Annotated in this window: 19 protein-coding genes and 1 tRNA gene; 16 read left to right on the top strand and 4 right to left on the bottom strand. The window is 48.2% G+C overall.

Annotation, left to right across the window (positions count from 1 at the left end):
- Positions 1-12: 12 nt before the first annotated feature.
- Positions 13-495: a DNA starvation/stationary phase protection protein Dps gene (gene dps / locus WJT86_RS02175; protein ID WP_346335847.1), complete on the bottom strand. Its 483-nt coding sequence runs from the start codon at positions 493-495 to the stop codon at positions 13-15.
- Positions 496-779: 284 nt separating this feature from the next.
- Between dps and WJT86_RS02170 the strand changes: the two genes are divergently transcribed.
- Genes WJT86_RS02170 through WJT86_RS02160 form a run of 3 tightly spaced genes read left to right on the top strand, consistent with a single transcriptional unit; the run spans position 780 to position 3481 of the window.
- On the top strand, positions 780-1580 hold the full coding sequence (locus WJT86_RS02170) for a transporter substrate-binding domain-containing protein (RefSeq protein WP_346335846.1): 801 nt from the start codon (positions 780-782) through the stop codon (positions 1578-1580).
- Positions 1581-1606: 26 nt separating this feature from the next.
- A complete protein-coding gene (locus WJT86_RS02165; protein WP_346335845.1) occupies positions 1607-1975 on the top strand; it encodes a methylglyoxal synthase in 369 nt (122 codons plus the stop codon).
- A gap of 48 nt (positions 1976-2023) precedes the next feature.
- Positions 2024-3481, top strand: coding sequence for a phospholipase D-like domain-containing protein (locus WJT86_RS02160; RefSeq protein ID WP_346336280.1), 1458 nt, complete (start codon positions 2024-2026; stop codon positions 3479-3481).
- Here WJT86_RS02160 and WJT86_RS02155 read toward each other — a convergent pair whose 3' ends face one another.
- Positions 3482-4543: a complex I NDUFA9 subunit family protein gene (locus WJT86_RS02155; RefSeq protein WP_346335844.1), complete on the bottom strand. Its 1062-nt coding sequence runs from the start codon at positions 4541-4543 to the stop codon at positions 3482-3484.
- A gap of 322 nt (positions 4544-4865) precedes the next feature.
- Between WJT86_RS02155 and WJT86_RS02150 the strand changes: the two genes are divergently transcribed.
- Positions 4866-5357: a (R)-mandelonitrile lyase gene (locus WJT86_RS02150; protein ID WP_346335843.1), complete on the top strand. Its 492-nt coding sequence runs from the start codon at positions 4866-4868 to the stop codon at positions 5355-5357.
- Between the two features lie 42 nt (positions 5358-5399).
- Here the strand turns inward: WJT86_RS02150 and WJT86_RS02145 are convergent, their stop codons facing one another.
- Positions 5400-5735 (bottom strand): hypothetical protein, encoded by a 336-nt coding sequence (locus WJT86_RS02145; RefSeq protein WP_346335842.1) that lies wholly within the window; start codon positions 5733-5735, stop codon positions 5400-5402.
- Between the two features lie 229 nt (positions 5736-5964).
- Here WJT86_RS02145 and WJT86_RS02140 point away from each other — a divergent pair, with 229 nt between their 5' ends.
- A complete protein-coding gene (locus WJT86_RS02140; RefSeq protein WP_346335841.1) occupies positions 5965-7599 on the top strand; it encodes an amidase in 1635 nt (544 codons plus the stop codon).
- A 381-nt stretch (positions 7600-7980) separates the two neighbouring features.
- Entirely contained in the window at positions 7981-9612 is a 1632-nt protein-coding gene (locus WJT86_RS02135) for an amidase (protein ID WP_346335840.1), read from the top strand.
- 81 nt (positions 9613-9693) lie between these two features.
- Here the strand turns inward: WJT86_RS02135 and WJT86_RS02130 are convergent, their stop codons facing one another.
- A complete protein-coding gene (locus WJT86_RS02130) occupies positions 9694-10737 on the bottom strand; it encodes an alpha/beta hydrolase (RefSeq protein WP_346335839.1) in 1044 nt (347 codons plus the stop codon).
- Between the two features lie 160 nt (positions 10738-10897).
- Between WJT86_RS02130 and WJT86_RS02125 the strand changes: the two genes are divergently transcribed.
- From WJT86_RS02125 to arsB, 10 genes are all read left to right on the top strand, one after another.
- Entirely contained in the window at positions 10898-11791 is an 894-nt protein-coding gene (locus WJT86_RS02125) for a LysR family transcriptional regulator (protein ID WP_346335838.1), read from the top strand.
- Positions 11792-12337: 546 nt separating this feature from the next.
- Positions 12338-15520 (top strand): autotransporter family protein, encoded by a 3183-nt coding sequence (locus WJT86_RS02120; RefSeq protein WP_346335837.1) that lies wholly within the window; start codon positions 12338-12340, stop codon positions 15518-15520.
- Between the two features lie 343 nt (positions 15521-15863).
- Complete coding sequence (locus WJT86_RS02115; protein ID WP_346335836.1) at positions 15864-19043, top strand: autotransporter family protein; 3180 nt, start codon at positions 15864-15866, stop codon at positions 19041-19043.
- Between the two features lie 125 nt (positions 19044-19168).
- On the top strand, positions 19169-20758 hold the full coding sequence (locus tag WJT86_RS02110; RefSeq protein ID WP_346335835.1) for an FGGY-family carbohydrate kinase: 1590 nt from the start codon (positions 19169-19171) through the stop codon (positions 20756-20758).
- Positions 20759-20773: 15 nt separating this feature from the next.
- Positions 20774-21382 (top strand): 5'-methylthioadenosine/S-adenosylhomocysteine nucleosidase, encoded by a 609-nt coding sequence (locus WJT86_RS02105; RefSeq protein ID WP_346335834.1) that lies wholly within the window; start codon positions 20774-20776, stop codon positions 21380-21382.
- A 130-nt stretch (positions 21383-21512) separates the two neighbouring features.
- Positions 21513-21599, top strand: a tRNA-Leu gene (locus tag WJT86_RS02100).
- Between the two features lie 108 nt (positions 21600-21707).
- A complete protein-coding gene (locus WJT86_RS02095; RefSeq protein ID WP_346335833.1) occupies positions 21708-22067 on the top strand; it encodes an ArsR/SmtB family transcription factor in 360 nt (119 codons plus the stop codon).
- A gap of 52 nt (positions 22068-22119) precedes the next feature.
- Entirely contained in the window at positions 22120-22488 is a 369-nt protein-coding gene (gene arsD, locus WJT86_RS02090) for an arsenite efflux transporter metallochaperone ArsD (protein WP_455429312.1), read from the top strand.
- 11 nt (positions 22489-22499) lie between these two features.
- Positions 22500-24254, top strand: coding sequence for an arsenical pump-driving ATPase (gene arsA, locus WJT86_RS02085; RefSeq protein WP_346335832.1), 1755 nt, complete (start codon positions 22500-22502; stop codon positions 24252-24254).
- 99 nt (positions 24255-24353) lie between these two features.
- Positions 24354-25376 carry an ACR3 family arsenite efflux transporter gene (gene arsB / locus WJT86_RS02080; protein ID WP_455429313.1) on the top strand — a complete coding sequence of 341 codons (1023 nt, stop codon included), beginning with the start codon at positions 24354-24356 and terminating at the stop codon, positions 25374-25376.
- Positions 25377-25391 lie beyond the last annotated feature (15 nt).

Here is a 25391-nt window from a genome sequence, read left to right as displayed (position 1 = left end):
TCTGTAATATTCTCAGTTATGCAGATGGGCCTCAATAAACCAGAGAGCCTTATCAAGTGAGCGTGAGTAAGCTGTAAAAATATCAGCGGTATCAGCGTCCCCTGCTTCATCTGTTGCATCAATTGCATCACGGACATCATTTGCAGCCTGGCCAAAACGTGTGGAGAGGGCTTCAAGATGTGCCTGAATTGAATAAATATCGGTTGGGTAAGCAGGCAGAGTTGTCTTAACAGCAACATCCTGAATTGTCCCGAAAGCAGTTCCACCGAGCTGAACAACGCGTTCTGCCATTGTATCAACATGCTCATCAACTTCAGAACGGAAACCATCAAGCATTTCGTGAACTGCGATAAACTGAATGCCGCGAAGATTCCAATGGGCCTGTTTTATCTGTAAAGCCAGATCGATACCATCAGCCAACCGGGCATTAAGAACATCAATGGAAACGTTCTTAGCATTCGATTTAACACCATTGAGGGTCTTATGCTGTACCATAACAACGATCTCCTTTTTATGAAAAACAACGGCAGATAAGCCTAAATAATATACGCTAACTTTATATGGTGACCTGTTTCAATTGAACAATGAAATTTTCATAAAAAATGCCAGTAAGTGAGTGATGGCACCTGGCAGCCTGAGATTATCAGAAACAAAAACTTCTACCCTTCACAACAGCAGCAAGGCTGCTAGAATATATAATAGTGTATTTTTAAAGTGCTCGGTTTGTTTTGAGATTTATACGCACCCTGACTTGTGCAGCGATTACAGCAGCAATCTTAATGTTCGGCCTCCTCGAGGCCCGAGCTCAGCAAGTATTTATTCCAGGTTTCTGGGATCCAAACAACCAGATAGAGCGCCCACAACTGACTGGACAAGGAACTGTTCATTTTCTGACAGACAGCAGTTTTCCGCCTCTGCACTTTAATGGAATTGATAATAATCTGACCGGTTTTTCCGTAGAATTGGCACGTGCTGCCTGTGAAAAGCTTGGACTAACATGTACAATCCAGAGCAGGCGTTTTGTTAATCTACTGGATACCCTGAAAAGTGGACAGGGTGATGCCATCGCTGCAGCTATCCCCATAACGGGTGATCTGCGCCAGTCCTTCGCTGTGACAGGCCCTTATTTCAAAAACCCTGCACGATTTGTTCAAAAGCTGAAGCAAGATACCTTTGATAATAAGACACTCATAAAAAAACTGGCTGGAAAGAGAATAGCCGTTGTTTCCAGCACAACTCATGAAGCGTTTCTGCAACGTTACATACCAGCAGCTGACCTGAAATCTTTCCCGGATATTGCGCAAGCTGAACAAGCCCTCAAAGAAGGCACAACAGACTATATTTTTGCAGATGGTATCAGTTTAGCTCTCTGGCTCAATGGAACAGCCTCCAGCAACTGCTGTACCTTTGTGGGCGGCCCTTTTCTTGAAAGCAAATATTTTGGAGAAGGAATAGGCTTTATCTTCCGTCAGGAAGACAGTTCGTTGCAACGTGCTTTCGATTATGCATTGTACCAGCTATGGAAAGAGGGAAAATATGCCGAGCTCTACTTACGCTTTTTTCCGGTCAGCCCATATTGAATTTGAGATACAAGGAACTTCTCAAGATGCCTAAAACATTTGCTCTCATTGCCCATGACGACAAAAAAGCCGCTATGGCCGAGTTTGCTGCGGCACATGAAGATGTTCTGTCACGCTTCGAGCTGGTCGCCACAGGCACAACGGGTGGACGAATTATGGAGGCCTGCCCCAAGCTCAAGGTAAAGCGGCTAAAAAGTGGGCCGCTGGGCGGAGATCAGCAGATTGGTGCCATGATTGCAGAAGGTCATATTGATGCACTCTTCTTCTTCGTTGATCCGCTGTCTCCTCACCCACATGACGTTGATGTCAAAGCGCTAACACGTCTTGCCCTCGTTTATGACATTCCAATGGCTTGTAATCGGGCTACGGCTGAGCGCCTGATTGGTACATTTTGAACCTTGAATCTGTAAAACCATCCAGATAACGAAAGGGCCCCCTTTTTGATTGCGAATTTTTTTGCAAACTACTGGCCTCATATCGTTTTTGTACTGACGATTGTCTGCGGTGTGACAGCTGCCATTCACGCAGCGATGACCAAGGATGATGTCAGGGCAGCCATCGGGTGGGTCGGTATTGTTCTGCTCAGTCCGCTGCTTGGGGCAGTCATTTATGCTATCGCCGGCATCAATCGTTTTCGGCAGAAAACAACCGGCCGCAAACATGCTGCAACAGCCATTCGCCATGGCTTTACGCCAGTTCATTCTGTTGATATTGCCCTGTTGGTCGGATCTCAGTTCGCCTCGCTCAAAACCCTTGTCGACAGCGTCTCTGTTTTTCCCCTGACACTGGGTAACAGGATTAAAATTCTGAATGGCGGGGATGAAACTTACCCGGCGATGATTGATGCCATTGAGAGTGCTCAGAAAACCATCGCAATCCAGAGCTATATCTTTGACAATGATGCCATCGGCAAACGCATTGTTGAGGCGTTAGCAGCCGCTAAAAAACGCGGCGTCGAAGTACGTGTTCTGGTTGATGGCATTGGCATAAGATACTCACGCCCCAGAATATCACGACTGCTAAAAGCCGAGGGTATTCCCTATGCACTCTTTAACAGTGGCATTCTCGGCATGCGCCTTCCCTATGCCAATCTGCGCAGTCACCGTAAGGTTATGGTTGTCGACGGCATCGTTGGGCTCACAGGCGGAATGAATATCCGGCAGGGGTTTTCTTCAGAGTTTTCGCCTAATCATCTTTTCAAAGACAAGCATTTTCAGGTTAGCGGCCCAATAGTGTCTCAGCTTCTGTCAAGCTTTATGCATGATTGGCAGGTAACGACAAATGAGGAGCTTTCAATCAGCCAGTGGTTTACGAGTATCAAGTCTCTTGAAACACAGCTGGCTGAAGATACTGGCCTTCCTGCCCGGATTGTCCCATCGGGACCGGATCAGAATCTCGCAAATACACATCGGGTACTGATGGGGGCCATTACAGTGGCCCAGAAGCATATCCGCATCTGCTCACCCTATTTCATCCCCGATCAGCAACTCATTGGTGCCTTGGCTGTTGCAGCGCGGCGCGGTATTATCGTTGATATTGTTATTCCCTCTTCAAACAACCTCAAGCTTGTTGATTATGCCATGACGGCTCAGCTTGATCAGGTTATCCATCCGGGATGCCGGGTCTGGCGCGCTTCAGGAGATTTTGATCACTCCAAGCTGATGACGGTTGATGGGGCGTGGAGTTATGTCGGGTCATCAAATTTTGACCCGCGCAGCCTGCGACTGAACTTCGAACTGGATATGGAAGTTTATGACCGCCCTATCGCTCAGGCCATTGAAGCGGTCATTGATGATCACATCAAGAATGCAATACCGGAAACACTACAGACCCTGAACAACCGCTCATTCGTGACACGGTTGCGCAATCGGGCAATATGGCTGGCAACGCCTTATCTCTAATTAGACTTTGTTGGCCAGCTTACGACGTTCCCGCATATCTTCAAACTCACCAGCTTTACGGAAGCGTTCAAGATAGGACGGAATAATGCCTTCATAAGCTGTTGGTTCAATACCGATGCCTGAAAGGGTACGTCCTTCCTTTTCAGCATCGGATGATACAACGTTGTCAGCTTTCAGAAGTTCAACCTGATCACGCGTAAAAACAAGATCACGCGGGATAACGAGCCCAAGCGTCAGCCGATCCGCCAAGTGAATGCACGATGCAGCAAATGAAGCAAAACCGGATGAAAGCGCGAATATCTTTTTTGAACGCTCGGTCACCTGCAGGACTTTTGCAGAAATATCCCGCATGGTGACACAAGCTGGGCCACCCAGTTCATAAATACGACCGCCTTCAACCTTGCCTTCAACGGCCAAAGCAATCGCTTCTGCAACATCTCCAGCATATACTGGCTGCATATGTGTATCGGGGCCAATTACCGGCATCACCGGCAGCAGGCGAGCCAACTCACCCAAACGGTTAAACAAGCCATCACCCGGGCCAAACAGAACGGATGGACGGAAGATCACAGCATCCTTGCGGGCTGCAAGCACAGCGGCCTCACCCTCACCTTTAGTCTTGGCATAAACAGATTTGGAACCGGCGTTAGCACCGATGGCAGATACATGGATCAGCTTAGTATCTGCAGGTGTCACTTCAGCGAGAGCCTTTGGGCCATCAACATGCACAGACTGGAATGTCTGGGCACCACGCTGGTACATAATGCCGGTAAGATTGATAACGGCATGGGAACCGCGAACCGCCTGCTCCAGTGAAGCGCGGTTACGCATATTGGCCTGCACAATAACAACCTGACCAACGTTGCCAAAAGGCAGAACGGCAACAGCCTGATTAGGATTACGGACAGCAACGCGAACACGGTATCCGCGCTTGGTCAGGGAGCGCACGACATAACGCCCAAGGAAACCACCACCGCCAAAAACTGTCACAACCTGCTGAGATGCCGGATTGCCAATAATCGGGCTGATAGCGGGCTGGGAAGCGGTTTTGTTTCGAGCCATGACATTGTCTCCTGTACGAGCTGCATAACCGATATACTCTGCGCAATTTTGTCGCGCCTATAGCCGCCTTGTAGCGCTACCTGAGCCCTTTGGAAACCCCGAAAATAAATTCTAAGAGAGAAATGTCATATCGTTAAACAACAGCCATTCATCTTCAAGACTAACAGAGTTGGCAGAGGCAGACTAGCAGCCAGAAACGGGACAAGGTTATTAGAATAATTCATTAATTTACACGTTTCTTTTGTATTACCCTGCCTGCTGAAAACCTTCGTAGTGAAGTGTTTGTCAAACACTTGATCAGTCACAGAGATAAGGAATCAGGATGAGATTACTTTCAGCAGCACTATTGTCGATTGCAACATCAATAACTGTATTTCCCAGTGGTTTATACGCTCAGGAAAAAGCAGCTTCAGGTCAAATCATCATACGTGCAGAAACCCAAAACATTTCCAAAGGTTCAGGTGATTATTTTACCGGCGATGTCAAAATCAGAATTATGTTCCCTGATAATGCCTCTGCACCCTATTCTGGCGGGGAAGTCACATTTGCAGCGGGCGCGCGTTCTCACTGGCATACGCATCCAACAGGGCAGCATCTCATTGTTACCTCAGGCCGGGGTTTGACAGGTACGGCTGACGGCAAGATTGAACAGATAAACGCTGGCGACGCCGTTTGGTGTCCGCCTGATATCAAACACTGGCATGGCGCAGCACCCGATTCTGAAATGACCCATATCGCAATTACAGGCGTTGCTGATGGCAAAAATGTCGACTGGATGGAGCCTGTGACGGACCAGCAATATAACGGCAAATAATAAAAAGCCCGCCACAAAGGCGGGCTTTATTACTTTAAATCTTCAATGACCCGAACGGACTCTGACTGGAACAGCCTGAAACCCGGGTGCATCATCTGCACGGCTTCCCAGACCACCGCCCTTGTCATCATCGTCATCACCTCTATCCCAGTGCAGCATAACGGCTGTCGCCATAGCCAGCCCGGCAAAGGTACAGGCAAAAACATAGCTCAGCATGGCCCATCCGGCGATCACACCTATTGAGCGCTGCATAGTCTGATAAAGACCAAAGAAGTCACCAAAAATGAAAATGGAAGCCAGAACCATACCAATAACGGCACCCATGACCCCATTGATCACAAACAGGCGCAGAACGGGACGCTCGGGGAATATCCTCATGGCAACCTCCCTTGGTAGCTCCGGATTTATCTTGTTATCCTAGTATATGGGACACCGAAGAACAAACACAATACAGCAAAAAATATTTTAAATTACCGACATGTTGTCTCTGATAATTGTGAAGGGCACGCTTACACGTTGGATATTTTTAATCATTTTCCACTATTGAAGCTTGGCAATATATATTCCGCAGACCGATGTGTCGGTTTTACCCTCATAGGAGGCCCTAATGGCTGTAAAAAATTCCGCATCTTCTGACACAATCAATGAACCAGCAACAAATATCTCAAGGCGCTCTGCAATCAAAAGCCTTGTTGGTACAGTTACAACCGTCGGATTATTAGGAACCTATACCGGAGCTAATGCGAAACAGGCCAAAACGGCTGTTCAGGCGACGACAGCACCATCTGGCGCTACTTCAATTGTCGATATGCCAGCATGGGAATTATCTCTCAATATCCATAATAAAAAGCTGTCAGTCAAAGAAGTCATGACCGCCTATCTCGACCAGATCGACAAGGTCAATGGCAAGGTCAATGCGATCGTTGCCCTTCAGGACCGTGACGGTCTCCTGAAACAGGCAGAAGAAAAAGATAAGGCTCTTGCTTCCGGAAACAGCATGGGCTGGATGCATGGCTTCCCTCAGGCCATCAAGGACCTTGAAGAAACAAAGGGTATTGTAACGGCACAAGGCAGCCCGGCCTATAAGGATTGGGTACCGGATTATGACAGCTTCATGGTTAAACGCATGAAGGCCCATGGAGCACTTATTACCGGCAAGACCAATACACCGGAATTCGGTTATGGTTCTCACACCTACAACCCGGTTTATGGTGCGACAGGCAACCCCTATGACCCGAGCAAATCTGCTGGTGGCAGCAGTGGTGGTGCAGCCTGCTCGGTCGCCATGCGCATGCAGCCTGTTGCTGATGGCAGTGACTTCATGGGCTCACTGCGCAACCCGGCTGGCTGGTGTAACGTTTTCGGTTTCCGTCCATCTTGGGGCCTCGTTCCCGATACGGTTGATGAGTTATTTATCAACCAGTTCAGCATCAACGGACCGATGGGCCGTTCCATTCCGGATATGGCATTGCTGCTCAATACAATCTCCGGCTACTCAAATCTCGTGCCGCAGTCTCTTGAAGATGATGCCCGCTTGAAAGCTCTGACACCTGCCAATGTCCGTGACAGGATGAAGGCAGATCAGAAGGGCAAGCGTATGGCATGGCTCGGTGACTGGGATGGTTATCTTGCCATGGAGCCTGATGTACTTGAGGTCTGTCAGGGGGCTCTTGATGCCATAACAGCCATGGGCCTCAAGGTGGAAACGATCAAGGCACCCACTGATGGACAGAAACTTTGGGACGGCTGCTGGTTGCCTCATCGCCATATCTGCGCAAGCGGCTTAAAATCTCTTGCTGAGAACCCGGAAAAACGCAAGCTTCTGAAGCCGGAAGCTATTTTTGAGTATGAAGGCTCCAAAAACTACTCAGGTCAGCAGATTTATGAAGCTTCTGTCATGCGCGGCCAATGGTACAATAAGGTTCAGGAACTATTTGAAGAGTTTGACTATATCGCAGTTCCTACAGCCCAAATGTTCCCATTTGACAAGGAAATGCATTGGCCAAAAGAGGTCGCAGGCCGAAAGATGGATACCTACCATCGCTGGATGGAAATTGTGACACCATGGACACTCTGTGGCAGCCCGGTTGTTGCGATTCCCGCAGGTTTCAACAAGGCCGGCCTGTCAATGGGAATCCAGGTTATCGGTAAGCCACGCAACGATTTTGAAGTCCTGCAGTTTGCTTATATGTACGAACTGGCAACTGATATCGTTCGTAAGAATCCACCGAAAATCGTCTGATTTAAACAATCATTCAAATATATTACCAAAGGCGCCCTTTCGTGGGCGCCTTAATTTTTATGGCTTACAGCAGCACAGCAAGTCTCTGATAATAGCGTTGCGACAATTTTGCGCAAACCATGACAAATTTTTCTGCTATACCCGGATGGCGAATAATCTGAAACGAGAATTTGCCAACAAATCGTATTAAAGCTTCGTAATTAAAGTTATCAGCAATTGATGAGAAGAGTGACAACCTAAAACAATAAATGAGCCATGTTTCATGGCAGGGAGGAGTTCAATACAACAATAAAATCAATTGATTGTATTGGTTCTGAAGAAGTCAGAGCGAAATAATTCCAGTGACTTTTTCTATTATTTTCAACGTACAGGAGATGTACTATGAAAGATAAGACAACTGAAAACTCCGAAGTCTCTACTCCATCATCAAAAGCGCTTTCACGGCGCGCGGCCCTCAAAGGCCTTGTCGGAACAGTAACCGCTGTCGGTTTTATGGGTAAGTATAGTATGGCGCAAGCACAGACTGGAAAAGCCGCTTCTGGCGCAGCAGCCTCATCTGGCGCAACCTCAATTATTGAGATGCCAGCATGGGAACTGTCCCAGAGCATTCATGCCAAAAAGGTTTCGGTCAAAGAAGTTATGACCGCCTACCTCGACCAGATCGATAAGGTCAATAGCAAGGTCAACGCGATCGTTGCTCTTCAGGACCGTGATGGTCTGATGAAGCAGGCAGAAGAAAGCGACAAGGCCCTTGCTGCCGGTAAGAGCGGTGGCTGGATGCACGGCTTCCCGCAGGCCATTAAAGACCTCGAAGATACAAAGGGTATCGTCAGCTCGAAGGGCTGCCCAATCTTCAAGGATTATGTGCCAACTCAGGACAGCTTCATGGTCCAGCGCATGAAGGCTGCTGGTATCATCATTACAGGTAAGACCAATACACCGGAATTCGGTTATGGTTCTCACACCTATAATCCGGTTTATGGCGCCACAGGCAACCCATATGACCCAAGCAAGTCTGCTGGTGGCAGCAGCGGCGGTGCAGCCTGTTCGCTGGCTATGCGTCTGCAGCCTGTCGCTGACGGCAGTGACTTCATGGGCTCACTCCGTAACCCAGCTGGCTGGTGTAACGTTTTCGGTTTCCGTCCATCATGGGGCCGCGTTCCTGCACCGGGTGGTGAGCTGTTCATGAACCAGTTCGGTATTAACGGCCCAATGGGACGTTCCATCCCGGATATGGCTCTCCTGCTCAATACACAGTCTGGCTATACAAGCAGCGCTCCTCAGTCTCTGGCTGATGATTCCCGCCTGCGGGCTCTGACACCGGCTAACGTCCGTGATCAGATGAAGGCAGACCAGAAGGGCAAGCGCATTGCATGGCTTGGCGACTGGGATGGCTACCTTGCTATGGAACCAGAAGTTCTTGAAGTTTGTAAGAACGGTCTGGACGCATTTACGGCTATGGGCCTCAAAGTCGAAACCATTAAGCCTCCGATTGATGGTCAGAAGCTTTGGGATGGTTGCTGGCTTCCACACCGCCACTTCTGTGCCACAAGCCTGAAGGCTCTGGCAGAAGATCCGGAAAAGCGCAAGCTGCTGAAGCCAGAAGCAATCTTCGAATACGAAGGTGGCAAGAACTACACCGGCCAGCAGATGTACGAAGCCAGTGCTATGCGCAGTGACTGGTACCGCAAGGTTCAGGAACTGTTCGAGAAGTACGACTACATCGCGGTTCCAACAGCCCAGATGTTCCCATTCGACAAAGAATGGCATTGGCCGAAGGAAGTTGCAGGTCGCAAGATGGACACCTACCATCGCTGGATGGAAATCGTCACACCTTGGACACTGTGCGGTAGCCCGGTTGTTGCTGTTCCTGTTGGCTTCAGCAAGGCTGGCCTGTCAATGGGTATCCAGATCATTGGCAAGCCACGCAATGACTTCGAAGTCCTGCAGTTTGCCTATATGTACGAACTGGCAACAGACATCGTTCGTAAGAACCCACCAAAGATCATCTGATCTTTCGGTTCAAGCAAACAACAGCGGCGCTACCCTTGGTAGCGCCGTTTTTCATTAAACAGGCCATCTGCCAAATATTGGTCACTTCTTCAAATGACGATTGAAGAAACCATCTACCTCAGTCAAAAACTCTTTGGCCTCAGGCATATTGGCATCAAAAAGATATTGCGCATGAGACATGCCTTCAAAGACAATCAGGTCGGAGGAAATATTGGCATTGCGGAGCTTGCGATGCACACGAACCGTATTGCTCAGAAAGAGATCACGCGTACCACTTACCAGAATGGTTGGCGGGAAGACTGAAAAGTCACCATAGACAGGCGAAAGTTGCGGGTCCTTCAGGTCATGACCATTGGCATAGAGCTTCGCTGCATCCCCCAGCCAGCCTTCATAACGTACCAGAACATTATCAACCGTATCATTGCTGTAGTAGCTGTCGCCTGTCTTTGTAAGGTCAGACCAGGGCGTCCCGGCTGCAACAGCACCGGGTAAGAGTAAGCCTTCAGTCTTGATACGATGGATAAGGGCAAGTGCCATACCACCACCCGTTGATGTACCAAAAACACCAATACGTGCTGGCTCATTCTGCGTGACAAGTTGCCTGTAGACAGCAAGAGCATCATCCATAGCAGCCGGATACGGAAAATCCGGCGGCATGCGATAATCAACAGAGATCACTTTAATCCTGCTGTGCCCGGCCACCATAATGGCCTCTGACGTTGCGGCCTCACCGGGATTGAGGACATAACCGCCACCATGGAAATGCAACAGGACACGGTTCGCATTTTCAGGTGCAATCTCATCAGGGGTGACAATAAAAACCTTCACATCTGCGATGGTTGCCTGTGTAACCTTCACCTTCATGGCTTCACGCAACGCCGGGAGCTCTTTGATCACCTGTGATGCAAGCTCATTAACCCAAGCCTTCCATTCCTGTGCGCTTGCAGGATGATCATTCCAGAATGGCGCTGAACCAGCCGCAATCATTGCTTTCAATTCCGAACTGACCGTTTCAGGTACTGGTAAAATACGTTCCGGGATATTTCGTTCCTGCGCTGTCAAAGCTGTCAGGTTAAAGATGCTGAAAGCTAACGCTAGAAGATATATGGCTGGTCTGTTTTTCATCTCAAATCCAGAATGCTGATACGATTGTCAGAGATCAGTTTATACTTATACGGCCAGAAACAATTAATGAAAAAAATGCATATCTATTTTTCTGATTTATATATATTTTCATAAATAACCTCTATTCGGCTCAGACTTTAAAAATATATGGATATCATCAATGCCGCGGGAAAATTTAAACGATCTGGCAGCCTTTGTTCTGGTTGCGCGTGAGAGAAATTTTACACGGGCCGCCGCCCAGATTGGCGTCTCCCAGTCTGCCCTCAGCCACACAATTCGTGGCCTCGAAACCCGCCTCGGGGTCAGGCTTCTTTCACGAACCACGCGCAATGTTTCACTCACGGAAATTGGTGAGAAGGTACTGGATTCTCTTGGGCCACGGATTGACGACATTAATGAGCAGCTTGAGCTGCTGTGGGATCTGAAGGAAGAAATTGCGGGCAATATCCGCATTTCGACAACGGACTTCGCAATCAACACGATCCTCTGGCCAAAACTAAAACCGGTTCTTGAACAATATCCTGATATTCATCTTGAACTGTTTGATGATTATGCCCTGACAGATATTGTGGCCGATCGATTTGATGCAGGTGTCAGACTCGGTGAGCAGCTCCAGGATGGTATGATCTCAGTAAGGATTGGCCCGGATATCCGCTTTGCTGTCGTTGGATCACCGTCTTATTTTGCGAAACACCCCAAGCCACAGACACCTCAGGATTTAATTGATCACGTATGCATCAACATACGCTTTCCAACCCACGGAAATGTTTATGCCTGGGAGTTTGAAAAAGATGGCAAGGAACTGAAAGTTCGCGTCAAAGGTCAGCTTACCTTCAACCGTACTTACCAGAGTATAGAAGCAGCTCTTGAAGGCTTTGGCCTTGCTCATGTCCCTCTTGATACGGTTGAATCCTATATTAAATCCGGCAGACTCATCAGCGTATTGGAAGACTGGTTTCCGCCATGGGATGGTCACTATCTTTACTACCCAAGCAAGAAGAACCATTCCAAGGCGTTTAAAATCATCATTGATGCCCTGCGTCACAAAAGCTGACAACGGGGTTAGTACAGAGCCTTTTCCGTGTCAGAATTTCACACTTGCATTCGACATCCCAGCGATAGCCTGAAACATCGCCATTCTGACACACGGCAGAATATCCTGCCCACTACCCAAGCATTACAACCGGGAAGCATTTCCCGGTTGTTCTTTTTCTTAGCAGCACACAATGCCCGTCAGAATATTCGTTTCAGAAATTGAATAATAAATATAGTATTCATTATTTTCATTCTTGAAAATAAATAGAAAAAAGCGATTTAAAAATAATTTTTAGACATTTGACCAAAATATTATTCCGATTTTATTTTCTAAATTATCAGCAATTTATTGACAGATTTTCATCAATGATTATACTAAAGTCATAATAAAAATATAAATACATAGCGGGGTCAGAATATGTTTTCAAAAAAATATTCCTCCAATGCTCATCGGCATATTTCACATAATTTATATGTCAATAATCAAGGGCTGTGTGGAAGACAAAAAAAGAATAAAGGATTTGCAACAGAATTATCTGCATGGCGCAAAATTCAGCGAACATCCTTGCTGGCATCAATTGCTATCTGCGCACTTCTGACAACAGCAAACGCTGCATGTGTCAGTACATCTGACAACAAATACACCTGCAGCGGAAATCTTACTGCACCGATTACGATTAATAACGTCGCCGAAGATATTGAAGTTACAACCCAGAATGGTTTCAGCCTCAACACATCCAGCAGCGATCCTGCATTGTATTTATTCGGTGCAGGAGATGTTTCGTATATTGATAATTATTTCTCTGACATCAGTAACAATTCTGATTTTATCGCCCTACAGGTACATAATATTGCATCCCAATCAGCAACAAAAAATGCCTATACAACAATAGAGACGGGAGGCAACATTAACGGCAGCGTATTTATCATTTCCAATGCGACGAATGCCTCTGCAAAACTCAACCTCACCTTGTCAGGCAATATAACTAATAATTATCCCTCCTCATATGGATACGCTGTCCAAATTCAGAATACCACGAACATTGGCAATGCCGTTCAAGCCATATCTCTGAATAGTATTAATTCATACGGAGGCGGGCTTTATTTCTTTAATTCTGTATCAACTAGCGGGGATGCATTTGCATCGGCCACTTTTACCGGCGACCTTATTAGTCAAAGCGCCATTGGTCTTATGGTCAGCAGCTTCACACAGTCAGGTACTGCAACAGCAAATATTACTGCCAGAGATATTACGGCACACACGGACGGTATTTATATTAATAATGTCAGCCATTCCGGCAATGCTGTTACAGTTATTTCAGCAAATGATATTACTTCAACTGCAGCCAATTATCATGCCATCTACTTTCAACAGAACTACGCTTTAAACGGAGACTCTGTTGCAATAATCAATGCCAACTCTCTGCATGCAGTGAATGGTACCGGTATCTACATCACAAGCACAGCCGGTAACGGGCGGGCTTATACGATTATCAAAACCACGGGTGATATCACAGCTGGGGCTGAAGGTATTGTCAGTCGTACCTTTGGTGGCGATAACTATATGGAAGTGTGGATCGACGTTAACAACATCTCCTCCAATGGTGATGCAATTCATATTCTTGATATCGGCAATAAAAGCCCGAACCTGCCAGGCTCACTTGTCGACATTATTACCCGTGGCAATGTCTATTCACATAATGGGACAGCCATCTATACCTCAACGGATGATACAGATACCCATATTACAGTTCAGGGCCTTGTTCACGGCAATACCACAGCTATTGATATTATAAGGGAAAGAGAAACCGGCCGGACAGCCACTCTCGAACTTCACCCCGGGTACGCCCTTGAAGGTTTAACACGCGCTGTTGTAACCGATGCAAATTCAACGGCTTACCTTGACCTTCCGAACAGTCATCTGGTTCTGGGTGGTGAAGGAACAGGCCGCTTTGACCTGACAATTCTCGATAACAGTGCAGATGCTGATACAACAGGTGATGCCAACCGGATAAGCGGCTTCGGCTCCCTGACCAAATCCGGTAACAGCACATGGTTTCTGGAAAACACAAACAATGCAGATCCGGATAACCAGTTCCTCTATGTCAATGTCAATGAAGGCACACTTGTTCTCGACAATGCACGCCTCCTCCTCGCAGATACGGCAACCAATATTCACGCAACTGGCATACTGACGATTGCACCTCAGGGAACACTTTCCGGGACAGGTGCCTCTGTTGTTCAGGGTAATGTCATCAACTCCGGAACCATCTCGCTGGCAAATAACTATACCGGAGGCATTGAGGCCTTTGCGGGAGACACACTGACCATTACCGGAAACTACACCGGCAATAATGGCAGACTGGTCATTAACACCATGCTGGGTGATGATGACTTTCCCACTGAACGCCTGATTATCAATGGAGCAGCCTCGGGACAGACACAGGTAACCGTCGTCAACATCGGCGGGGATGGTGACCAGACCATGGGCAATGGCATCATGATTGTACAGGCAACCGAGAGCACACCTGATGCTTTCGTTCTGGCCAACCGAGTCGCAGCGGGAGCCTATGAATACTCTCTCTATCGTGGCGGGCTAATCCCGTCTGACCAAAACTGGTATCTGCGCAGCACCTATACGCCGTTACCGACACCCGACAATCCGAACCCTCAACCAGAACCAGCTATCCGCTCGGAAGTGGCGGTTGCGATGACCATCGCACCACTCGCCCTTGAGTATGGCTACACAATGCTTGGCACACTGCATGAGCGGGTTGGCGAAACCGGCATGAAGACGCTTACTCCGGTCAAGGATGCACGGCTGGTCAACTGCAACGATCCGGCCCAGAACTTCAGATGTATTATTTATAGTCCAGTTCAGGAAAACCAGACAAAATGGGCTTCCTCCGGCTGGGCACGTCTGTTCGGGGACCGCGGTCTGCACCGTCCCGATAACTTCATGCGGCGTGGCCCGAATTACAGCTATACTTTCAGCGGCATTCAGGCCGGACTTGATATTTACGCCCGTGAACAGACCGATGGTACTCTGGATAAGGCAGGTATCTATATCGGTTACGGCCAGATAAGTGCAGACATCACCGGCCAGCGTGGCACAAAGGCAGGCACCGTCGACATGGACGCCTATACCCTCGGTGCTTACTGGACACATATCTCGGCCATGGGCTGGTACACCGATGCCGTTGTTCAGGGCACATGGTATTCCGCTGATGCCAGATCCACGGACAACCAGCGTATCAAGCCAAACGGCTTCAGTATTCTGGCTTCACTGGAAGCAGGCTATTCCTTCAGATTGAACAATGGCTGGGCCATCGAGCCACAGGCACAGATCGTTTACCAGAACATCAGCTTCAACAACGCCCGCGATGCCTATGGCCTTGTCCGCTTCTCTAACAATGACAGCCTGCGCGGCCGCTTAGGTATTCGTGTCACCAAGACATGGAACATGGGCGACGAAGCAACCCCACGCCTCCTTACCACATGGCTGCGGGCCAATATCTGGCATGAGTTCCTTGGCAAAACCAGAACCTCCTACGGCTCCCTCGACGGCAGCGACTTCACTCCCTTCCACAGTTACCTGAAGGGAACATGGGCAGAGGTCGGGGCTGGAGCCAGCATGCAGATGACAGAAGCCGTTAACCTGTTCGCGACAGGATCGTACAACCGGGCCCTGGACAACAAGGGCCGCGAAGGCTGGAACGGGCGACTTGGGGTAACTGTCAAGTGGTAAGCCAAAAACGAGGGTTCTGGCAATGCTCCCGGCCTGTCCATTATTTGCCTTGGACCCTCAACTGTGCGGCTGAATTTGAAAGAGTATTTCAATGGGACTGCAACGATAATCATCACGTTTCATTGATACCCTGCTTATAATCCCAGTTATTCTGGCAAGATTATCTGCATGATTTTGAAACTGATATATATATCTATGATTTATTTGGTATTCATATTTATCTTAAAAACAGGAGCGAAGAATGTTTCATCATAATTTAGCAATATAGAACATTTTTATATATTGAAATATTATTACAAATCTACAATAACAAAAATAAATTTATGAAAATAGGGCTTGATGCATGTTAATAAGCAAAACCAAAAGCTTATCAATACTACATTTCCTGTCAGTTATGGCTGTGGGAATTGGGGTACCACATCATGCTGATGCCCAGACATATCCTCCAGTCATTGTATCAAACGGCTCAACTGTTACTTTACCAGGCGGCGACAGTACACCTTACATCAATTCCGGGGCTTTCGGGTATGCTCTGGCAGCTCTCAGTTCCGGCTCAACCATCCTGATAACGGGTGGTGGCGGAATTCGTGCAGAAAGCACGAACCTCACACAAACGGGAGTTGTGTACGTACAAAGTGGCGGGCGAATTGATCTGGGTACTGGTAGCTATATCAAAGGTGAGGGCTATAATGCGCCTGCCGGCTGGACAGGAGCCGTTGGCCTTAGCGCAAAAGACACCAACAGCTATATCACCGCACGTGATGTCACCATTGAGTTAAAATCTGATAATCCTCTGGGGGCCTACGTCCAGAATAACGGCGTCATGAAGCTGACGGGGCTAACGACCCTGTCTATTTATAATGCGGGAAGTGCTAATAATGCGAGCTATGCTCTTGCCGCAATTTCCGGCGCAACTCTGACAGCTGAAAATGTCCGGCTGGTAATGGATGGAACAAACAACCTGTACAGCACCTATGCTTACGGTGCTTATGCAGTCGCAGACACATCAAGTTCAACAATAACCTCAGTAACGGTCACCGGCCATTTTGATGTCGATATAACAAGTCAGCTTTCACGTGTTGCTTTTGCCAACGGCTTTAACAGTCTTGGCAACGCGGCGCAGATCACCCTGAACTCCATTTCCGGCAATATTACCGGAACATCAAATGCGGCTTATGCCCTTCAGGCACAAACCTCCGGTCAGATCAAAGTAACAGGAGACATTGATCTGACCGCAACAGCCTCTGGCTGGAGCATTGGTGCCATTGCCCTAAGTGCAGGACAGATTTCGTTATCCAATACGGGCCTGTCCAAGTGGACAATCGTCAGCAATACCGCTTCAGCCGCCGGAATTTATGCATCAGGTACCGGCTCAACGATCAACATGGACGGGCAATCCCGATGGGATATCAGTTCTCTTGGAACAAGTGGTTTCGTTTACGGTATCTATTCCGGCGCAGCGGCTGATGTCACGTTGACCGGAAACTCAACATGGACACTCAACAATACGAACAATACAGCAGCAGCTTTTTATGTCTCTTCCGGGGGCTCCATAATACAGACCGGCAGCATGGCCATGAACGCAGCTGGAAATGAGGTCAGCGGCATTGTTCTGCTTGGGGCAAACTCATCAATCCGTGGTGAAAATATTCAGCTGATAACAACAGGGGTCACCGCTTCATCCTATGCCATTTACGCATCCGGCGGCACTGCGGCTCAACCGGGAAAGATCACACTGTCAGACAGTATTCTGCAAAGTAATATGCAGGGCATTGCCGTTGAAGACGGATACCTTGACTTAAACCTGATCCGGACAAGGCTGACCAACGACAGTGGTATTGCTTTCAATGTCTCCGCAACATCTGCCGGTAGTACATCCCTGTCTCTAAATGCGGATGCATCTCAGTTCACGGGCATTGCCATGACAGATGCCCTGAGCCAGTTTGACTTGTTACTGAAAAATAACAGTTCCTGGGTTGTGACGGGAGATTCAACGCTGAGCACTCTGAGGAATGAGAACAGTACGGTTGCTTTCTCTTCTCCTGAGAATAACGTCTTCAAGACCCTGACAGTGACCAACTATACGGGTAATAACGGAACACTGGTTCTGAACACGGTTCTGGGAACAGACGCTTCCCCGTCTGATCTTCTGGTGATTGATGGCGGTACGGCAACCGGTACAACAAATCTTGTTGTGATGAATGCCGGTGGTCTTGGTGCCCTGACGACAGGTGACGGTATTATGGTTGTTGAGGCCATCAACGGCGGCACGACCGACGCAGGGGCTTTCGTCCAATCCAGCCGTATTGCAGCCGGTGCCTATGACTACACGCTGGTTCGTGGTGGCAGCCTGTCAGCAGATAACTGGTACCTGACCAGCGCTTATATGCCCCCGGATGAGCCAGGCGGTGGCGAAGTTCCTACCGACAACGGAACAGTGATCATTCCCCTGCCCAACTATCGTCCTGAGATTGCACTTGCTTCTGCCATTCAGCCGATTGCCGCTGAATATGGTTATGCCATGCTTGATACATTGCATGAGCGGGTCGGTGATACTTTTGCCATCAGACCATTTGAGAAGGCTTATGAAGAACGTGTTGTCCGTGGCAAGAATGGCAAACGCCAGATTGTCCGTGTCCCGGTTCAGCCGTCAGCTGAGAGCCAGAAATGGTTTGCCGGAGCGTGGGGCCGTCTGTTCGGTAACCGCGGTTTTCAGGATCGTGGTGGCAGCTTCCTCAAAAACGGCCCGAAGTATGATTACACCTTCGGTGGCATTCAGGCAGGTCTGGACATCTATGGTCGTGAGACTTCAGCCGGTACGGACAAGGCCGGTCTCTATGTCGGCTATGGCAATATCTGGGCGAATGTGAAGGGTGCCTACGGTGGCAAGGCCGGTTCCATTGATATGGATGCCTATACGATTGGTGCTTACTGGACACATAAGGCAACGCAGGGCTGGTATACGGATGCCGTTGTGCAGGGTACCTGGTACACGACGGATGCAACTTCTGTGTATGGTCAGAAGCTGAAGCCTGATGGTTTCGGTTTCATCGCGTCGCTTGAAGGTGGTTACAGCTTCGATCTTGGTAATGGCCTGATGCTTGAGCCACAGGTTCAGCTTGCTTACCAGCATCTATCGTTCGACAGCTTCTCGGACGCATATGGTCATTTCTCGATAGCTGATGGAGACAGCCTGCGTGGTCGCATCGGTGCCCGTCTGGTCAAGAACTGGGATATGTCTGAGACAGGTAACGGCCCCCGTCAGCTGACCACATGGCTTCGTGCCAACATCTGGCATGAGTTCATGGGGAAGAGCAAGACGACTGTGACGGACACCTATGGCCTTAATGGCGTGACGATCCCGTCTAATCTTGGTGGAACCTGGGGCGAGATTGGCGCAGGTGCCTCAATGCTTGTCAGTGAGAATGTGACCATGTTTGCCACGGGTGCCTACAGCCGCTCGCTGGATAACAAAGGCCGTGAGGCATGGGATGGCCGCCTCGGTATGACCGTCAAGTGGTAACTTTCTTTTCCGAATATTTCGGAATGTTGTGAAATGATACCCCGTACTTTGACAAGTACGGGGTATTTTCGTTTATTGATGAACAAGTTGATATCATAATTGCGCAGAGTGACAGAGGGCACAGGATGAGTGAGCAGTATTTTGCAGGTGTTGATGTCGGATCTGCGAGTGTTCGTGCCGGTATTTTTGCAAATGACGGAACGCGGGTTGGCTTTGCAACGCGCCCGATCACTCAGTTTCATCCTAAAGCCAATTTTGTTGAGCAGTCTTCCCGTGAAATCTGGCAGATGATCTGTGAAGCCATGAATGAGGCTGTTGCCAGCTCGGGTATTGCAAAAGATCAGATTATCTCGCTCGGCTTTGATGCGACCTGTTCTCTGGTGGCTATTGACCAGAATGGGCAGGGTGTTTCCATATCAGAAAGTGGTGAGCCAGAGCGTGATATCATCATGTGGATGGACCACCGCGCGACTGCTGAAGCCTCGGAAATCAATAAAACAGGTGATGAGGCTCTCAGGTATGTTGGCGGTGAAGTCAGCGTTGAGATGGAGCTGCCAAAGGTCCTCTGGCTGAAACGTAACCTTCCAGAACGTTATAAGACCATCTGGCGATTATTTGATCTGGCAGACTTTCTGGTCTGGAAGGCGACGGATTCTGACAGCGCCAGCGTCTGCACCCTGACCTGTAAATGGAACTATCTGGCCCACGAGAACCGCTTCAGCCAGTCATTGCTGCAAGCCGTGAAGCTGGATGATCTGACGGAGAAAGTACCTCCAGCCATTCTGCGGCTTGGTGAAAAAGCGGGAAAACTGAGTGCGCAGGCCGCGGAAGCACTGGGGCTGAGTACAGACGTTATTGTTGCCAGTGGTATTATTGATGCCCATGCGGGCGGTCTGGCACTTGTGGGTTCCTCTCCTGAACAAAGCCTCGCCCTGATCAGTGGAACATCCAACTGTCACATGGTTGTCAGCCGGGAACCTGTGATGGTGCCGGGTGTCTGGGGGCCTTACTGGGATGCGATGCTGCCGGACTGGTGGCTTAATGAAGGTGGGCAGAGCGCTGCCGGAGCTCTTGTTGAGTGGGCTGTACGCCAGAATGCAAGTTGGCCCGAGCTTCAGAATGAGGCTGAAAAAAGCGGCAAAAATCCTTTTGCGGTTCTCAATGAATGGGTTGCAGATCTCGAACTGAGAGAAGAACTGCCAACCCGTCATCTTCATGTTCTGGGTGACCACCATGGTAATCGCTCTCCCCGTGCAAACCCGCATGCAAAGGGCGCTGTATATGGTCTGACACTTGAGCAGGGCCGGGATGCGCTGGCCCGTATTTATCTGGCAACCCTGCAGGCTGTTGCCTATGGTACACGCCATATTATTGAGACCATACATCAGGCAGGCAGTGAAATCACCAGTCTGAAAGTTTGCGGCGGCGCGACCAAGAATCCGCTGTGGCTCAGGGAATATGCCGATATTACCGGCTGTGATCTGCATCTTGCCCGGGATGAGGACGTGGTCACACTTGGTGCAGCGCTGCTTGGTGCCGTTGCCTGTGATGGTTTCAGCTCTTTACCGGATGCTGCTGTCTCGATGGTTGGTATTGGTAAAACTGTTAAGGCAAACCCCGATAAAAAAGCTTTCCATGATGCCAAATACAAGGTTTATCTGCAGATGTATGATGACCAGCAAAGGGCACAAAAGGAAATGCAGACATTTCTCTGAAAGGGATAAGGGGCAATGACACGACCGGATATTCTCTATGTCATGGCGGCAGAGGCTGAATATGGCCCGCACCTGAAAGCGCTGATCAAACCACTCATGACAGGGGTTGGCCCGGTTGAAGCAGCGATTGCGCTGACGAAGGCTTTATGTGAGGCAAAGGCTGATAATCATCTGCCAAAGGCAGTTGTTTCGCTCGGCTCATCCGGTTCTGCAAGGCTGGCTCAGACAGAGCTCTATCAGGCAACATCTGTCAGCTATCGCGATATGGATGCCACCTACCTTGGCGTTGAGAAGGGCAAAACCCCTTTTCTTGACCTCCCGGCCGTTTTACCACTTCCAATCCATATTCCCGGCATTCCCGCGGCAAGCCTGTCAACGGGTGCTGATATCGTGTCTGGTACGCGCTATGACGAGATTGCCGAGGATATGGTCGATATGGAATGCTACGCCCTGATGCGCGTTTGCCAGACCTTTGGAGTACCATTCATTGCTATCCGCGGTATTTCTGATGGTGCCTCAGAGCTGCACCATGTCGATGACTGGACACGTTATCTTGATATTATTGACAAAAAGCTTGCTGATATCATCCCGGTTGTTGAGCATACCGTGCTTGGAAAAGCCTGAAATATCATTCTTACAGACTTTCCTGATAACTTTTGTAAGAAAAACGCAGGAATGTGTTTTTCCCCGATTGACGTCAGCGGGAAATCACCGTAAACGTCCTTCACCTTCGCTTTAAGCGAACCGCATCTGTGCCCAGGTGGCGGAATTGGTAGACGCGCTGGCTTCAGGTGCCAGTGGCCGAAAGGTCGTGGAGGTTCGAGTCCTCTCCTGGGCACCATCATCTCCAAAAGCATATTGAATATAGTTTTTAACCAAGCCTGTTGCTTGAGAGCATGCTTTGAAATTTCATATTGCAATAGTTCAACAATTATTGTATCATTAAAAAATGAAAAAGAATACTGCTACAACAATCTTTGAATCCCTTTCTTCCGGCATTCGCTTGGATATTTTCAAGTTGCTTGTGAAGAAGGGCTTGTCAGGTATGGTTGCGGGAGAAATTTCTTCTGCTTTAGAGGTTCCTCCCACAAATCTGTCATTTCACCTTAAGGCTTTGACGCAGGCCGGAATGCTCTCTGTAGAGCAGGAAGGTCGGTATCAGAGATATCGGGCTAATATACCATTGATGCTTGATCTGATCGCGTACCTTACAGAAGAATGCTGTTCAGAGGATCCGCAGCAGTGTTTGGATATGCGAACATCTGCTCGTTGTTCGGAAAAAGTTTTACCACCTTTAAAGAGCGCCTGAAAAGGCTCTCTTTTTTAAACTATATTTCAATATTTATTGGAGGATTGAAATAATGAAAATACAAGTTTATGATCCGGCATTGTGCTGCAGTACAGGTGCATGCGGTCCCAATCCCGATGAGGCTTTGATAGTTTTTGCAAGTGACATCGATTGGGCCAAACAGCAAGGTATAACTATTGAACGCTATAACCTTGCACAACAACCGGTTGAGTTCGCGAATAATCCGACAGTTAAAGCATTTCTGGAGCGCTCAGGTGCAGATTCCCTGCCGCTTGTACTGATAGATGGTGAGATTGCCATGGCTGGTCGTTATCCATCCCGGGCAGAATTGGCATCATGGGCCAAGATAAAAATTGATGAAACTTCATCAAATGGTTCGAGTTCCTGTTGTGGCAACTCCAATAACAGTCAGTGTTGTTAAGGTAATCTATCATGAAATTCTTGGAAAAGAGCCCACCATTCCTTTTCTTTACGGGAAAAGGCGGAGTGGGAAAGACTTCGCTTGCTTGCGCTACAGCAATTCACCTTGCCGAATTGGGACGAAAAGTTCTACTCGTCAGTACTGATCCTGCTTCTAACGTAGCCCAGGTATTTGAGCAGAAGATAGGCTATGAAATAACGCCCGTTACGTCTGTGCCCGGACTAAAAGGTCTGGAAGTTGATCCACAAAAAGCAGCGCAACAGTACCGTGATCGGGTGATTGATCCGGTAAAAGGGTTACTTCCACCAGATGTTATTGCGGGTATTGAAGAGCAATTATCAGGTGCATGTACGACAGAGATCGCTGCATTTGATGAGTTCACAGCCTTGTTGACCAACACTCAACTGCGCGAGGAATATGATCATATTGTATTTGATACAGCGCCAACTGGGCACACAATCAGAATGCTTCAGCTACCCGGTGCCTGGAGCAGTTTTCTTGACGATAGCCCTGAAGGTGCAACATGTCTTGGGCCATTAGCTGGACTTGAAAAACAGAGAAACCAGTATCGTGCTGCTGTTGAAGCCTTGGCAGATGGCAAACAGACAAGAATGGTGCTCGTTGCCAGGGCGCAGGCTTCCACCCTGAAAGAAGTTTCACGCACGCATGATGAGCTTGCCGAACTTGGATTAAATCAGCAATACCTTGTAATTAACGGTATGTTGCCTGAAAGCGAAGCTGCAAAAGATATGCTGGCCAGAGCTGTTTATCAGAGGGAACAAAAAGCTTTATCTGATATACCAGAGAATTTGCGAAAGCTCCCGGTTGATAGCTTAACTCTTAAGCCATTTAATATGTTTGGGCTGGAGGCACTTAAATTATTACTGAAGCCTGATACTCCGACGATAACAGGTGAAGACCTACCCCTTAAGCATATTGCCGTATCACCCTTATCTGTAATGATTGATGAGCTGACGGAAAAAGATCATGGCCTGATTATGCTGATGGGCAAAGGCGGTGTCGGGAAAACAACAATGGCAGCCACTATTGCAGTTGAATTGGCAAAACGTGGCTTTCCCGTTCATCTTTCAACTTCAGATCCGGCGGCACATTTAACAGATACTCTGAACGGTTCTATGGATAATCTGATTGTCAGCAGAATTGATCCCGAGGCAGAAACAGAGCGTTATCGCCAGCATGTACTGGAACAGCAAGGAGCAAAGCTTGATGAGCAGGGCAGAGCTGTTCTTGAAGAGGACCTGAGGTCTCCTTGTACTGAAGAGATTGCTGTTTTTCAGGCTTTCTCAAGAGTTATTCGGGATGCAGGCTGCAAGTTTGTCGTTATGGATACTGCACCTACCGGTCATACATTACTGTTGTTAGATGCAACAGGTGCTTATCATCGAGAGATTGTTCGTCAGATGGGTGAGACGGGTATGTCGGTAACTACGCCATTGATGCAATTGCAAGATCCAGAGCAGACTAAGGTGATTGTTGTTACCTTGCCGGAAACAACACCTGTTCTCGAAGCAGCACATTTGCAGGATGATTTAAGCAGAGCGGATATCCATCCGTGGGGCTGGATTATCAATAACAGCCTGATCAATTCTGAAACAGAATCTCCTTTGCTCAGGAAGAGAACTCAGCAGGAGTATTATCAGATAGATGCTGTATTAAATAAATATGCTAAACGTACGGCTCTTGTGTCATTACAGGCAGAAGAACCTATTGGTGTCGAGCGTTTGCTAAAGCTCTCAGAAGCATAATAAGAATGTAACAGGAGGCCTGAATATTCAGGCTTCCTGATCTGTTTAGTAGGACAATAAAATATGACCAATAAGACCGTTCAGTCAGATTCATCACCCCTGGGTTTGTTTGAACGCTACCTGACAGCTTGGGTCGCGATTTGTATTGTTGTTGGAATATTGCTTGGGCAGACTATGCCAAGCGTCTTTCAGGTGATTGGTGGTTTAGAGATTGCCAAGGTTAACTTACCTGTTGGTGTTCTCATCTGGGTTATGATTATTCCGATGCTGCTGAAAATTGACTTTGGGGCTTTGGCTCAGGTTAAACAGCACTGGCGTGGAATTGGTGTAACGCTTTTTATAAACTGGGCAGTCAAGCCATTTTCTATGGCTTTTCTAGCATGGCTTTTCATTCGCTACGTGTTTGCAAGCTATCTTCCTGCCGATCAGCTCGATAGTTATGTTGCAGGTTTGATATTATTAGCTGCGGCCCCTTGTACAGCCATGGTGTTTGTATGGAGCCGACTGACAAATGGGGATCCCTATTTTACGCTATCTCAGGTTGCTGTGAATGACGTGATTATGATTTTTGCCTTTGCGCCTGTGGTAGGCTTATTGCTTGGCCTTTCTGCAATAACAGTACCATGGGATACGCTGCTGACATCTGTTGTTCTGTATATTGTTGTTCCGGTTATCGCAGCTCAGGTAATTAGAAAATCTCTCCTTTCAAAAGGGCCTGAAAAGTTTGATGCGGTTTTGGCAAAAATCGGACCATGGTCGATGATTGCATTGCTCTTGACCTTGGTTTTGTTGTTCGCATTTCAGGGTGAGGCAATCATTAATCAGCCGCTGATTATTGCAATGCTGGCAGTGCCTATTCTCATACAGGTGTTCTTTAACTCAGGGCTGGCTTACTGGTTGAATAAAGTTGTTGGTGAGAAGCACAATATTGCCTGTCCTTCAGCACTGATTGGCGCTTCCAATTTCTTTGAGCTTGCTGTCGCTGCTGCTATCAGTTTGTTTGGTTTTCAGTCTGGTGCGGCGTTAGCAACAGTTGTTGGGGTGCTGATAGAAGTTCCCGTGATGCTTCTGATTGTCAGAATAGTGAATGGGACCAAAAATTGGTACGGAGAAAATCAATAAACATATGATCAATTT

The sequence above is a fragment of the Hohaiivirga grylli genome (genome assembly GCF_039655745.1).
Taxonomy (GTDB): domain Bacteria; phylum Pseudomonadota; class Alphaproteobacteria; order Rhizobiales; family Beijerinckiaceae; genus Hohaiivirga; species Hohaiivirga grylli.
This window is presented reverse-complemented; position numbering and strand designations above follow the sequence as displayed.

Bases quoted from the DNA above. Each gene is read 5' to 3' on its own strand.
- dps (WP_346335847.1), bottom strand. From the start codon at position 495: ATGGTACAGCATAAGACCCTCAATGGTGTTAAATCGAATGCTAAGAAC.
- WJT86_RS02170 (WP_346335846.1), top strand. From the start codon at position 780: ATGTTCGGCCTCCTCGAGGCCCGAGCTCAGCAAGTATTTATTCCAGGT.
- WJT86_RS02165 (WP_346335845.1), top strand. From the start codon at position 1,607: ATGCCTAAAACATTTGCTCTCATTGCCCATGACGACAAAAAAGCCGCT.
- WJT86_RS02155 (WP_346335844.1), bottom strand. From the start codon at position 4,543: ATGGCTCGAAACAAAACCGCTTCCCAGCCCGCTATCAGCCCGATTATT.
- WJT86_RS02150 (WP_346335843.1), top strand. From the start codon at position 4,866: ATGAGATTACTTTCAGCAGCACTATTGTCGATTGCAACATCAATAACT.
- WJT86_RS02145 (WP_346335842.1), bottom strand. From the start codon at position 5,735: ATGAGGATATTCCCCGAGCGTCCCGTTCTGCGCCTGTTTGTGATCAAT.
- WJT86_RS02140 (WP_346335841.1), top strand. From the start codon at position 5,965: ATGGCTGTAAAAAATTCCGCATCTTCTGACACAATCAATGAACCAGCA.
- WJT86_RS02135 (WP_346335840.1), top strand. From the start codon at position 7,981: ATGAAAGATAAGACAACTGAAAACTCCGAAGTCTCTACTCCATCATCA.
- WJT86_RS02130 (WP_346335839.1), bottom strand. From the start codon at position 10,737: ATGAAAAACAGACCAGCCATATATCTTCTAGCGTTAGCTTTCAGCATC.
- WJT86_RS02125 (WP_346335838.1), top strand. From the start codon at position 10,898: ATGCCGCGGGAAAATTTAAACGATCTGGCAGCCTTTGTTCTGGTTGCG.
- WJT86_RS02115 (WP_346335836.1), top strand. From the start codon at position 15,864: ATGTTAATAAGCAAAACCAAAAGCTTATCAATACTACATTTCCTGTCA.
- WJT86_RS02110 (WP_346335835.1), top strand. From the start codon at position 19,169: ATGAGTGAGCAGTATTTTGCAGGTGTTGATGTCGGATCTGCGAGTGTT.
- WJT86_RS02105 (WP_346335834.1), top strand. From the start codon at position 20,774: ATGACACGACCGGATATTCTCTATGTCATGGCGGCAGAGGCTGAATAT.
- WJT86_RS02095 (WP_346335833.1), top strand. From the start codon at position 21,708: ATGAAAAAGAATACTGCTACAACAATCTTTGAATCCCTTTCTTCCGGC.
- arsD (WP_455429312.1), top strand. From the start codon at position 22,120: ATGAAAATACAAGTTTATGATCCGGCATTGTGCTGCAGTACAGGTGCA.
- arsA (WP_346335832.1), top strand. From the start codon at position 22,500: ATGAAATTCTTGGAAAAGAGCCCACCATTCCTTTTCTTTACGGGAAAA.